The following is a 12,640-nucleotide window of genomic DNA, read 5'->3' as shown; positions in this document are numbered from 1 at the left end:
GGCCACCTGCGCGAACGCATGGCGGCGATCCAGTCCGCTCTGCGTACCTGCGAGGTAGGGCCGCGCGATATGGTCGCCATGCTGATCGACCGGTCACCTGAAGTGGCCACTACAACTTTGGCTATCCGGGCAATGCAGGCGACCGTCGTGCCTATATCGCCAGATTACCCGAAGGAACGGATCAGCCACGTTGTAAGAGATAGCGGTGCAAAGCTCCTAATTCACGCCCGCGCGGACGAAGAGATCGATTTCGGTGTGCCGTCCGTTAGCTTGTCATCCCTGCAGGAGAGATACGACCCCGATCGAGCGTTGCACTGCGAGGTCGAGCGGCCTGATAACGGTGTAGCAAGCTTGATCTATACCTCATCCTCAACGGGTAGGGCGAAAGGCGTTCTCATACCTGAGTCCGCAATACTAAATCGACTGAATTGGATGTGGCGATGCTTTCCGTTTGATGGCGACGACGTTGTCGTTGTTCAGAAGTCGGCGGCACTTGTTGCCGCTGCATGGGAGTATTTTGGAGGACTACTGAAGGGGGTCCCGACGCTTATCCTGACCGATGACCAATTGCTCGACCCCGACCTCTTGTTGAGCGCCTTGATAAGGCATCGCGTGACTCGGCTATTCGCTTCCCCGCCCATTCTGTCCGGTCTGATCGTCGCTCAAAAACAACATACGGAAACGACCAGCTTGCGCATAGTCACAAGCAGTGCTGAACCGATGCCGCCATCGCTTCCTTCTCGTTGGCGACAGTGCTTTCCAGATGTGCCGCTATGGAATTTTTATGGCGCCACAGAATGCGCGTCTAATGCGGCAGTCTACGCAACATCGGAGGCCGACGATGGCTCCAAAGCTGTGCCGGTCGGGCGCCCAATCGACAATGTGAAGATCTATGTGCTCAATGCACAGTTGGAGCGCGTTCCCGTCGGGGTAGCAGGCGAACTCTGCGTCGCGGGACGCTGCGTAAGCACGGGGTACTGGCGGGACCGAGAGCGAACGAAGCAAAGTTTCGTGCCCAATCCATACGATGACTGCCAATACGGCCTTCTGTATCGCAGTGGCGATATCGCCCGAGTCTCAGCCAAAGGTCTTCTGGAGATTTGCGGTCGATCGGACAACCAAATCAAGCTCCGGGGTTTCCGAATTGAGCTGGAGGAAATCGAAACCGCCCTTGAAGCGCATCCTGGAATTGCCAGGGCCACCGCAGTCGTTCAGGGAGTGGATGATGATCGCCGACTGGTGGCCATAGTGGTCCCAGCTCACGATGGCCTTACCTCAGGAGACATTGTGAATCACTTACGGCAGGAATTGCCATCTTACATGGTTCCATCCGATTTTCGCATGGTGGATCGTATGCCACTGACGGCGAGCGGGAAGATAGATCGTCGTCGCCTCTCATCTGTCCCATCCCGCGAGCTTTGGAGTGCCCAATCCGCTGAGCCGCGCACGGAGCGGGAGCGACTTCTTGCCGAGATCTGGCAAGAACTGTTGAGTGCCAAATCCATCGGGATCGACGACGGTTTCTTTGATGTCGGCGGAAATTCTCTGCTGAGCGTGCGTTGCGTTACACTGGCGCGTAAAGCCGGACTGAGCTTGACCGTTGGCCAACTGTACAGAACGCCGACCATTCGGGAATTGGCCAAGGAAATCGCATCAGCCACGACGATCTCTGCCTTTGAGGCCCCCGATGGACTGTTGCGAGTGACTCCTGCCGTCTCATCTTGGAACAGCCTTGTCGGATTAGGCGAGCACTACAACATTGGCGACCTCTTCTTCCTGCCAGCGGGTCTCTTGAAACTATCAATCCTTGAAGGCGCCCTTGCTCATGTCATTGGTCGGCACGAAGGACTGAGACTTCGAATAGTCCAAACCGAGAGCGGCCTATCTCAGGCAATCGGATCGGTACCCAATCCCCTCGTGGAAGAAATAGATCTGGTCGGCATGACCACGGCAGAACAGCTGACGGTCATCGAAGGCGCCTGCGCAGAGCGTCAAATCGGGTTTCGGTTTGACGGTCAGACATCCCTTGTTAGGCTTTCAGCCTTCCGGACATCAGAGAGCGGCGACTACTATCTGCTTGTTCTGATGCATCACTTTGTAGCTGACGGGACTGGGTACCGACTGTTCCTAAATGCACTGGAAACCGCCTACACTACGCTGGCCACGGGCGGGACCATTGCAGATTCAGAGACGACGCCTCTGTCTCAGTGGTTAGCGCGATTGGGCCATTACGCAGATAGCGAAGCGCCAACCGAACTCGAATATTGGGAGGGGGTTCGACATGATCTGCTCGATATGCATGTGAGCGATGCTGGCTCGGGTGCAGCGGAATTTTTAGATGAAACTGCAAAAAGGCTCCATAATGCCCGCTTGGAGGGATTGGTAAATGAAGAATATTGCAGCCAACTTTGGAAAGATCAGGCGAAATATTGCATAACGATCGGCGAGAAGGCGACGGCCAGACTTCTCAATGTCTCGGCGACGTCTGCGCAATGCGAGGATTTTGATATATTCCTTGCGGCTGTGTCAGGGGCATTTGGTCGCACTTTCGGGAATTACTCGCTTTGGATCGACAGCCTCACATCGACCAGAGGTGAGTTGTTCGACGACATCGATCCGTCTCAGATCATCGGCTATATCGGCGAACTGGTTCCGCTTCCCTTATATCTGACTGAGAAGGAGTCTCCTCCAGATCGCGCTCGTTCAATATATCGGCAGCGCAACGCGCAGCCGCGCCGGGGGATCGGTTTTCGGGCGATGAAGTTCTTGAATCGGGATCCGGCAGTGCGGAAGCGGATCGATCATTTGCCGTTGCCTAGGATCGGACTGAACTATCGAGCACGACTGCAACGCCATTATCCACGGCGTCTGCTAGCCAGAGATCCGCACTCGCTTTGGATCGGCGAAGATATGAATCAGTCCGCCATGAATTATCTCTTCTGGTTTCGTGTCGGGTACGAAGCTGGTGAGCTTCAAATCGAAGTGAGATACGATCCAAGACAAGTTGGCTACGAAACGACCCGCAACCTCTGCACTATGTTGCGCCAGGAACTGCTCCAGACAACCAATGCATTTGAAGGGTCTCGCCGATCCCCAACCGACGGATGAGTCCAATGTGGGTGGGGGCCGATGAAGAGGGGCAACAGAAAAGCATGGCTGCACCGGCACAACAAATCAATTTTACGGACGACAAGATTTCCCGCCTCATCATGCGACTCGCCATTCCCTCGATTATTGGCTTGTCGATCAATGCGCTTCAGCAGTTCGTGAATGCAATCTTTGTCGGCACACTCGGCGCGCAGGCTATCGCCGCTGTCAGCATGACTTTGCCGATCGTTGTCCTGCTCACGGCAGTCGGACAGGGGATCGGCGTTGGCACAGCATCATTCGTGTCCCGCAATCTTGGCGCTGGCAACTCGCTTGAGGCGAGTCGAGGTGCGACCTTGGCACTCGCTCTCGCTGTCCCGATCGGAGGGACGATTACTGTCGCTCTGCTTCTACATTTGCGCGAGTTTCTCGCCATGCTTGGCGCCAGTCCGACAATCATGCCGGCTGCGCTTGAGTACGCATCGACGCTCTTGTTCGGCTACACTGTTATGCTGCTGAACGTGGTCAATGGGTTTATCGTAAGGGCCGAGGGCAATACACGATTCAGCATGTGGACCATGATTACGGCTTTCGCGCTGAATACTGTACTCGATCCTATCTTCATATTTTTGCTGGATCTGGGCGTTCGAGGAGCGGCGCTTGCGACGCTGTTGTCTCAGATCGCCGCCATCGGCGTCTACATCGCATATTTCCTAAAGAAGCGTGGGATTGTCCGTATCCGAACTTCTTACATTACGTTGAGCGTCGACTGCATCAAGCAGATCGCCGCCATAGGAGCGCCGGCCACTATCACCAGTATTTTGTCTGCTGTTGCATTCATGCTCTTGTATCGGGCTGCTGCACCATTCGGCGACGATTCCGTTGCCGCTGTGGGAATAGCCGTGCGATTGTTAACAATCGGGGCACTGCCCATTGTCGGCTTCTGCATAGGCTCCCAGGCGGTTCTCGGTTTCAGTTGCGGAGCACAGGATTTCGCTCGGGTAGAGAAGGCCGCGAAGTTCATGCTTTCCATAACCGTCCCATTTTCAGTCAGCTTTTCTGCCCTGGTCATGGTTTTTGCCCGGCCGATGGTTTCGCTTTTCAGCGATAGCGAGAATGTAACCGAGATCGCCGTGTCTACGTGTGTTGTATTCCATCTTTTTTTCGGCCTCTTTGGTGTTCAGTACGTTGTGATCACCCTGCTTCAGTCACTGGGGAGAGTACGTCTGAGTGCGGTCGTTTCCCTCGCTAGGCAGGGATATCTTTTCATACCCGCCATACTGCTATTTCCAGCAATTTGGGGTTTTAACGGACTGTTGGCCAGCCAGGCACTTGCTGAGTTGGTGGCGGGGCTGATTGCTCTGTTTGTAATGCTCGGGCAGCTCGACGATCTCAAAGGAATGCGCACTCGCTCAGCCGGGGATCGGGTCGAGGCCAAAAGCTGGCGTGAACGTGGCGACCATTTCGGTTCTGCCCAGGACTGTGGCTGACCAGTCAGATCCAATGAGGAACGCATCTGTGCATGTGTGCATGCGTGTTGATTGTGGAGCAGAACGCCATGCTGGCGCTGGAATACGCGCAGCACGCGTTGGTGCTTGAGCAGGGCAGGGTTGTCCTGTCGGGATCCGCGACAACCGTTAGAGACGATCCAGCTGTCATCTCTTCGTATCTCAATATCTCAAATACCTGACGGATGTATTTGACAAGGGCCGTTCTGCTCCGATGTGCGGAGGTGTGCTCTCACGCGTTCTGTCCTGGCGGACGGCCGAGATAGCGTCGCGCGCAGCGAGGTCAGGGCTGGCCGGCAGGCCATCGCGCGGTATGCGCGGCTTGGCCTAGACGGAGCGAGCACGTCGCTATCGTTCGCCGGCTGCGGGATGGATCGGCGAAGCTGATTTTGCTATTCTTTCGCGGCTCGGGTGACCGCGTGGCGAAGAGCAGGGTCGAGCATGTAAATGGCTTGCGCAGCAACGGTGCGATCACACCTGTAGCAACGGCGTCAGGAAACCGCCGTCCTTGTTCGCCCCGACAACCTGGTCGTCATCGGTCGCATCGCGGGGGGCACTGTGGCCGAGAACCATTCATTGATCTGGGCGCTTGAGGGTTCTGCCGGCGCGCTATTGAGTCTGCCAAGGCGAGCAACGACAGGCGATGACGGCAGACATTACGTTACGGCACTTGATATTGCAGTGCAGCAAGCGTAGAGCACCGCGCGCTTATCGGAGTGTCGTCCATGGCCCTTACCAATGCTGGTAACGAGGCAGAACCCGTCGAACAATCGAGCCATTCTGAGGTCGAGCAGCACAGCACCAAGGTGCTGATGCTGGGCGCACTCGGTGTCGTTTACGGCGATATCGGCACCAGCCCGATCTATGCATTTCGCGAGGCGTTGCATGCATCAGCCGGTGGCAACGTCGCCAACCGTGGCGACATCCTCGGCGTGCTGTCGCTGATCATCTGGTCGCTGACGATCATCGTGACGATCAAATACATCATGTTCGTGCTCCGCGCCGACAATCGCGGCGAGGGCGGGGTGCTGTCGCTGATGGCGCTGGCGCGCAACAGTTTCCCGACCCGCTCGGCGGTGATCCTCGGCATCGGCATCGTCGGCGCGGCGCTTTTTTTCGGCGACGCAGTCATTACGCCGGCAATCTCGGTACTGTCGGCGGTCGAAGGTATGAATGTCGTCACGCCGACATTCCAGCCCTATGTGGTGCCGCTGACACTGGCCATCCTGGCGATCGTGTTTGCGGTACAGCGGTTTGGCACCGGCGGCGTAGGATTGGTGTTCGGGCCCGTTACCGCGCTGTGGTTCCTGGCCATCGGCCTTTCCGGCCTCAACCACATCATGGACGACCCGGAAATCCTGCTGGCAATCAGCCCGCATTATTTCGTGTCATTCCTGATCAACTCGCCCGAAGTCGCCTTCGTCACGGTTGGTGCGGTTTTTCTCGCCGTCACCGGCGCTGAGGCGCTCTATGCCGACCTCGGCCATTTCGGGCGCAAGCCGATCGTGCTTGCCTGGCTGGCAGTAGTGTTTCCTTGCCTGTTGCTCAACTATGTCGGGCAAGGCGCCTTCGTGCTGGCGAATGGCGGTGTCGTCGGTCATCCCTTCTTCGAGATGAACGAAGGCTGGATGCTTATCCCGATGGTGGTGCTGGCGACGGCGGCGACCGTGATCGCCAGCCAGGCGGTGATCTCCGGCGCTTTCTCGCTGACCAGGCAAGCGGTACAGCTCAATATGCTGCCGCGTTTCGTGATCCTGCATACGTCGGAAAAACAGTCGGGTCAAATCTACCTGCCGCGCGTCAACCTGCTGCTGGCGCTGGTGGTGATGCTGCTGGTGGTCGGCTTCGGCGAATCGAGCAGACTGGCCTCGGCTTACGGTATTTCGGTGACCGGCAACATGCTGGTGACGAACATACTGCTTTATGTCGTCATGACGCGCATCTGGAAATGGCCGCTCGGCGTCGCGACAGCCTTAATGGCGGTGTTCGTCTTCATCGATACCGGCTTCTTTGCAGCCAACATCGTCAAGGTATTCGAAGGCGGCTGGGCCTCGCTTGCCATTGCCGCAGTGATCGTGATGACCATGTGGACTTGGATAAGAGGCACCAGGTATCTATTCGACAAGACGCGCAGGAACGAGATTCCGCTCGATTTCCTTGCAGGCAATCTGTTGAAGAAGAAACCGCAGCTGGTGTCCGGTACGGCCGTGTTCCTGACCAGCGATCCCGCCAGCACGCCGACCGCGTTGATGCACAGCCTGAAGCACTACAAGGTGCTGCACGAACAGAATGTCGTCCTCTCGGTGGTGACGGCGCAGCAGCCCGTGGTGCCCGACAGGGAGCGGATCAAGATGGAAACGATCAACGAGCTGTTCATGCGGGTGACGCTGACCTTCGGCTACATGGAACAGCCCAACATCCCGCGTGCGCTGGCGATCTGCCGCAAGCAGGGTTGGAAGTTCGACATCATGACGACGTCCTTCTTCCTGTCGCGGCGCTCGCTCAAGGCGTCACCCAATTCCGGCATGCCGGTGTGGCAGGACAAGCTGTTCATCGGGCTGGCGCGCACGGCCGCCGATGCGACCGAGTATTTCCAGATCCCGACCGGACGCGTCGTCGAGATCGGGACGCAGGTGGCCGTTTAGGCATGCCGCGGTTGAGCAGAATCAATTGGCATTTCTCGAGCCGGTGAATGCCTGACCGGGCAGAGGCCACGATGCTTGCGCCCAACTGGGGTCTGGTTCCAGGCCCGAAGCTTCCGGCCCCAAAGCCGTCGAGACCGGTAATTTCTCTGGGGTCGAATACAGGTTGTTAGGCCCGCGAAGTCCATGAGCGCCGCTTTGTTCGGAGGGAAAGCGATGGCGGTGGAATGGACGATCACGATCGAGGGCAGGAACGAGTTCGGTGACGTTTGCCGGAAGGCGGTCCGCATCGACAAGAGCTGGGAACGTCTGTTTGACGGCGACCTCGGCCTGTCGATCGAGGACAGCAAGACCATCATGGCGGCGCTGCAGAGCGCGGTCGTGAACCATGAGGCGGAGACGTATTCCCTCTTTCGTCGGGTCTGCCCGGATTGCCACAGGTTTCGGCCGGTCAAGGACTACACGACGCGACGGATCCGGACTGTCTTTGGCATCGTGGAGGTGCGCAATCCTCGTTGGATGCTGTGTCGGGATTGTTACCCAGGCATGGTCGATGCCTTTGCGCCGCTGCGGGAGATCTGCCCGGATCGAGCGACATCCGAGCTGATGGAACTGACGGCGCGGCTGGGGAGCATGATGCCGTACCGGCAGGCTGCGAGAGTGCTTGCCGAATTCCTGCCCGTTGAGCCGACCGAGACGCATGCCACCGTGCGCAAGCGAACCATCAGGATTGGCGAACGGCTCAACGATCAGGTTGCTGAGGAAGAATTGCACGCAAGGGCGCAAACGGACGAACGACGCCAGCTTGAAATGCAGCTTCCCGGCGATCGACGCAAAGAGTTCGTCATCATCATCGATACTGCGCATGTTCGCAGCGCCGGTTCCAATTCCGCGCGCAACTTCGAGCTCGTTGTGGCCCGATGCGGCCGCGGCGGGCGGGGCGAAGGCGGCGGTCGCTATTTCGTGACCGGCAGCACCGACCAACGGGCAATCCGGGATCGCGCCCTTCATGCCCTTCGGGAAGTAGGCTACCGCGGCTTTGGCGATGTGACGGTGATTTCGGACGGCGCCGAAATCCTGAAGCGGCTACCCCGCGCAATGCCGAAGCCGACGGCCCACATCATCGACTGGTTCCACATCGCCATGAAGGTCCAGCCGATGCAGCAGATCGCCGATCATATGGCTCGATCCCGATCGGGTCTCTCTGAAGCGCTTCCCGCAATCGACCGTGACATCAGAGCGGTGAAGTGGCGCCTGTGGCATGGGCGGGTCGATCGCGCGATCACCGATCCTCCGCAATGGGCACAGGCCTTGGAACCCGTCTCATAAGAAGCAGGCATGCAATATCGGTTGCCGATGCCCAGTTCGAAGGCCGCGTTCCGCTTCGGCGTCTAGCAGCTTTTCGCCCAGAAGCGCCACACTGCGATATTGGCGGAAAGGGGTGGGGAGTTCGTCATGGAACGGATCTCCACACAGAGGGCATGTGATGCGCCACCCCAGCAGCTGGCTCCGCAGGATCGGCATCAGCTCCACCGTAGCCGACTCGCAATTCTGGCAGGACTGCAAAGGTCTGGCCGCGGTCAGTCGGCGTGATGTCCGAGCGACGTTGGTGAAGGTCATCCGAGGCATGACATCCGATTCCGCGGCGAACATGTTCGAGAGACGGCGCGCCTGATCGTCGGTCAGATGAAGGTCCGGGGCGCGCAATGACGAAGCTGCTGGCAGGCAATGGCGGAGCATGATGATTGGCGGCACGCTGTAGAATGCAGCATGACGGCTGATCCAGGATGACAGAAGCTCGCCGGCGACGGGCGGCAAACTTACGGGCAACTGCCGTGGCGTCGCTTCCCGCATCATGCGAAGGCCGCTTCCGAATTGAACTCCGGTGCCCAATTCTCAACTGCCTCGTCGGTGATACGCTCGCCACCGCTCTTGATGGCGTCAATGGCGAGATTGTTGATCATGTGAAAGATGTTGGACGTGATGCCTTCGGTGATCTGGAGCATTCGGCGCAACGATTTCGCGGTGAGCACGGATGGCTTTTCAAGCGGCGTGTTGCGAAGGATCGACGCTACGAGATTTTCGAATTGTTCGTTTGCTGCCCATCGGCTCAAGGTGAACTGCTCGAACCGGCGCGCCAACTGGACGTCGCCGCTGATCGCCTCTCGCGCCTCGTTGACTCCGAAGCAGACGAGCGAAATCTGCAGACGGTTGCTGAGGAAGCCCAGCGTGTTCAGCACAATCCGCTGCTCGCGGTAGGACCCGGCGAGGATATTGTGCACCTAGTCGATGACCAGGACCTGCACGCCAATAGCCTCCATGATCCGCAGTGCAGCTTGCTCCATTTGGGCGATGTCGGCGCGTGGCCGTTGCGGTGCTCCGAGCAGGGTAAGCAGTTCGGCGTAGAACCGCCGTTCTCCGGGCCGGCTGGTCATCTCCATGGCGAGAACCGGTGTTCTCAAAGTGCCGGTCATCGGACTGAAGCTTGGCGGGTGTTCGTCCCTGAATTTCTTCATGATCATGGTTTTGCCCATACCGCTGTCGCCATAAATTGCGACCGAAGGCATGCGCGTGCCGCGCGGATGATCGAGGAGCCGGCTCAAACGATCAAGGGCCTGCTTGGCTCGCGGATAGAGAACCCATCGACGCGATCTGGTCCCGTAAGGCCAGGGCGAGCAAGGCGAGAAATATTCTGCGGTCTTCACTTGCTGCGAGCGCGGTCGCCAACACATCGACTGTTTTCAAATCAGAACACAAGCCCATCGTCAGCACGTGGTAGCTTGCGATCATCGCAGGAAGCCGCATTACCATGGCTTGGTGGACCGATCCGGCGGTCTCCTCGGTTAGTGACTCATGTTCCTCGAAAAGCGCACAAGCAGCGGCTCGTCCGACCACGATTCTGCTTCCCTTGCGCGACATTTCGACTACTTGCGACTGGCGAGCCTGACCGCCATGGCGGACAACGCAAGAGAGGAGCCGAGACATGAGGTAGAGATCCTCAGTTACTTTGGCGCGGTCGATAAACTCCTCGAGAACGTCGTCAGGAACGGCTTCGAGCGCGGCAATCGCTTTCACCGCATCACGCGCGATCAGATAATTGCCATCGTCATTCTCGCGTTGCGCCCATTGCGCCCACTCATCCGCCGTCAGGAGGCGCAACATGTCGAGATGGTCGGCGTGCGGCTTGGTCGCAAGCTGAGCAAGCACTGCCTTGCGCACAGGGCTCGATGTCCGCTCGGCCCGGTCAAGTAGGAACGCAGGCAGCGGTGCCGGAAGGGGATCGGCCAGTGCAGTGAGCGCCTTCGCCGCGACATGGGCGAAGCGATGGTCGAGCGCTCCTTGAATCTGTGCGCGCATACCCCGATGAATCGCAATCTCGATCGCTTCGAGCGCCGTATCATGATCATCGCTATCCATGAGGATCCGCGTGACGTCAGCACCGGCAGCGATGACATCTTCATTCCGAATATGACCATAGCCCGCGGACTCTTGGGCGGCTGCCAGGAAAGCACCTGTCACGTCACCCGCGAGCTCTGCAAGGTCGCGAGCAAAGCCTCTCGGGAAGCTGGTTTGGTCCGTGGGCAGTACCGTGCAGACGAAACTTTCGATCAATTCACGCACGTCAGGATCTGCGCGCTCCGCGCATACCAATCTGCGTCACGTTCGGGTTTGCCCCAGTCCACCAATCCCGGGAAACTTCGATCGGGTCGATACTCCAGCCAGCGCGCAACCTCCGACAGATTGCTGATTGAAGATCCGACCGCTGCTGCCAGGCGCAGAGCGTTTTCGAGATCGCGGCCAGTTGCCTTGAGTTTATTCTCGACCAAGCGGTTGAGCCGGTCCTGGCTCGCGCGCGATGGTCGCGGCGTTGCATCTGCGATGCGTTGTGAGAGACGTATGATCTCGGCGGCGGTTTCAATGCCCCAACTGCCGCCCTGATCGTCATCACGTGCGAGCAGCGCGTCAATCAGCGGGCGTAAGGTCAGGCGCACAGCTTGGGGATGCCCAGCAAGCGCAGTTTCTATCCCGGCTTCGACCTTGCCGTGATAGTAGGCAAGCGATCCGTCGGCACCTTGACGCAAATTGCGCCCAGTCACAAAGCTGTTTACAAGCGTGCTGATCTTACCCTCGAGACTGGAATCGATGTCGACTAGTGCATCGTCGAGGCCGCGCAGCACATCGGCTGACAGACGACCGTATGGTTTGATGAGTGCCCACAGAATCGCTGCAGGCTTGATCGCGTCGCGGGCCTCGAGTTGGTCGACGACGGTGCGCTCGATGGAATCCTGATGTGCCCGTTTGATCGCAGTCGCGAGGGCAGCTTGCGGATGCCTGGCGAGTTCGTCCGAAGCTAGGTCAGGGAGGCTGTCAAAGAAGTTGCGCAGCTCGAGCGGCAGGCTGAGTTCGCGCAGAACCGTGAGTTGGTATTCGTGCACGAAGGCGGAAAGATCGGGAGGAAGTCCTTTCGACAGATTGCGATAGAGCTGCCGCAACTGCGGTCGCCCATAGTTTTCGGCGTTCAGGGCCATACGCCAGCGCTGGATGTTGTTTTCGGCGTGGCTCGCCTCCGCCACGTCGCTGCGGCTGGTCGCGATGAAAATCCGGTCATGCCGTGCGCTCTCAAAGGCCGGAGCGAGCTGATCGTTCCAGGGACGGCTGTCCGGCTCAAACTTGAAGCGCCCCCAAGGATCTTCAATGTCGTAGAGCACCGGGGGCACCGTCGTGTCGGTCCGCAGCTGGTCCGGGCCATGGGTGATGTGGACGCGCTTGAGATCAGGGATGCCGCCCTTGAGGTGAAGCCAGAGCGCCTCGGCGGTCGCGGTCTTTCCGCTGCCTGACTGTCCGATGATCATGATCGCGTGACGCTTGGCCAGCGCCTGAGTCAAGTCACCCCAATTGGTCGGCTGCACATATCCGTCTCGGTCCTGTCCGCTGACTAGGTAGCCCTCGTGCTTGGCGATGACTTGCTCGGCTTGCTCGCGCGCGTCCACAGCCCGTCGTCCAAACCACCCATCCGGTCCCAAGCTGCCTCGCGTAGTACCACAAGGCAGTCTTCCCAACACGCGCGCGGGACGCGCAAACGCTCGAGCAGCAGGGTCTTGATGTCAGTTTTCAGCCGTTCATCATCCTCGCCACCGATGATCGCCAGCCGACCTGCGATATTGGTTCCTGCCGTTGCGATTTTCTGTGGCACTTTGCTAGCTGCGGGCCAGGTCCCGGCGTGTCTCACACCCAGATAGCTCACAGGATCATTGAGTGCTGCGCTGGTAACGAGGAGGTAGCGGGCATTCGGATCCTCTTCGAGCCGCTTGATCGCTGACTTGCGGTGTTCGCCATGCTTGAGCAACGAGATATATCTGGCCTCGGTCCATGCGTTGCCGGTGCGCCGTTTGGCCTGAACGA

The 12,640-nt window shown here is 58.6% G+C and carries 9 protein-coding genes and 1 pseudogene; 5 read left to right on the top strand and 5 right to left on the bottom strand.

The window, feature by feature from the left end:
- Positions 1-6 precede the first annotated feature (6 nt).
- The 5 genes from RPG13_RS32810 (at position 7) to RPG13_RS32790 (ending at position 8,566) form a co-directional block, all read left to right on the top strand.
- Positions 7-3,108 (top strand): amino acid adenylation domain-containing protein, encoded by a 3,102-nt coding sequence (locus RPG13_RS32810; protein ID WP_337127094.1) that lies wholly within the window; start codon positions 7-9, stop codon positions 3,106-3,108.
- 44 nt (positions 3,109-3,152) lie between these two features.
- The gene (locus RPG13_RS32805; protein WP_442921402.1) at positions 3,153-4,577 is read left to right on the top strand and encodes an MATE family efflux transporter; all 1,425 of its coding nucleotides are present in this window, start codon (positions 3,153-3,155) and stop codon (positions 4,575-4,577) included.
- A 68-nt stretch (positions 4,578-4,645) separates the two neighbouring features.
- The gene (locus RPG13_RS32800) at positions 4,646-4,777 is read left to right on the top strand and encodes a hypothetical protein (RefSeq protein WP_337126959.1); all 132 of its coding nucleotides are present in this window, start codon (positions 4,646-4,648) and stop codon (positions 4,775-4,777) included.
- 543 nt (positions 4,778-5,320) lie between these two features.
- Complete coding sequence (locus RPG13_RS32795) at positions 5,321-7,240, top strand: potassium transporter Kup (protein ID WP_337126958.1); 1,920 nt, start codon at positions 5,321-5,323, stop codon at positions 7,238-7,240.
- Positions 7,241-7,453: 213 nt separating this feature from the next.
- Positions 7,454-8,566 (top strand): ISKra4 family transposase, encoded by a 1,113-nt coding sequence (locus RPG13_RS32790; protein WP_337126957.1) that lies wholly within the window; start codon positions 7,454-7,456, stop codon positions 8,564-8,566.
- Here the strand turns inward: RPG13_RS32790 and RPG13_RS32785 are convergent.
- The 5 genes and pseudogenes from RPG13_RS32785 to RPG13_RS32765 form a co-directional block, all read right to left on the bottom strand.
- Positions 8,561-9,094 (bottom strand): TniQ family protein, encoded by a 534-nt coding sequence (locus RPG13_RS32785; protein WP_337126956.1) that lies wholly within the window; start codon positions 9,092-9,094, stop codon positions 8,561-8,563. The genes RPG13_RS32790 and RPG13_RS32785 overlap by 6 nt on opposite strands.
- Positions 9,091-9,891 (bottom strand): annotated as a pseudogene (locus RPG13_RS32780) (TniB family NTP-binding protein); the annotation flags it as partial. The gene RPG13_RS32785 and the pseudogene RPG13_RS32780, both read right to left, overlap by 4 nt.
- Positions 9,845-10,858: a hypothetical protein gene (locus RPG13_RS32775; protein WP_337126955.1), complete on the bottom strand. Its 1,014-nt coding sequence runs from the start codon at positions 10,856-10,858 to the stop codon at positions 9,845-9,847. The gene RPG13_RS32775 and the pseudogene RPG13_RS32780, both read right to left, overlap by 47 nt.
- The gene (locus RPG13_RS32770) at positions 10,846-12,228 is read right to left on the bottom strand and encodes a hypothetical protein (RefSeq protein WP_337126954.1); all 1,383 of its coding nucleotides are present in this window, start codon (positions 12,226-12,228) and stop codon (positions 10,846-10,848) included. Before RPG13_RS32770 ends, RPG13_RS32775 begins: the two co-directional genes overlap by 13 nt.
- Entirely contained in the window at positions 12,174-12,584 is a 411-nt protein-coding gene (locus tag RPG13_RS32765) for a hypothetical protein (protein ID WP_337126953.1), read from the bottom strand. The genes RPG13_RS32770 and RPG13_RS32765 overlap by 55 nt, the downstream gene beginning before the upstream one ends.
- Positions 12,585-12,640 lie beyond the last annotated feature (56 nt).

Source organism: Mesorhizobium sp. ISC15, assembly GCF_037162615.1.
GTDB classification, from domain to species: Bacteria; Pseudomonadota; Alphaproteobacteria; order Rhizobiales; family Rhizobiaceae; genus Mesorhizobium; species Mesorhizobium mediterraneum.
This window is presented reverse-complemented; position numbering and strand designations above follow the sequence as displayed.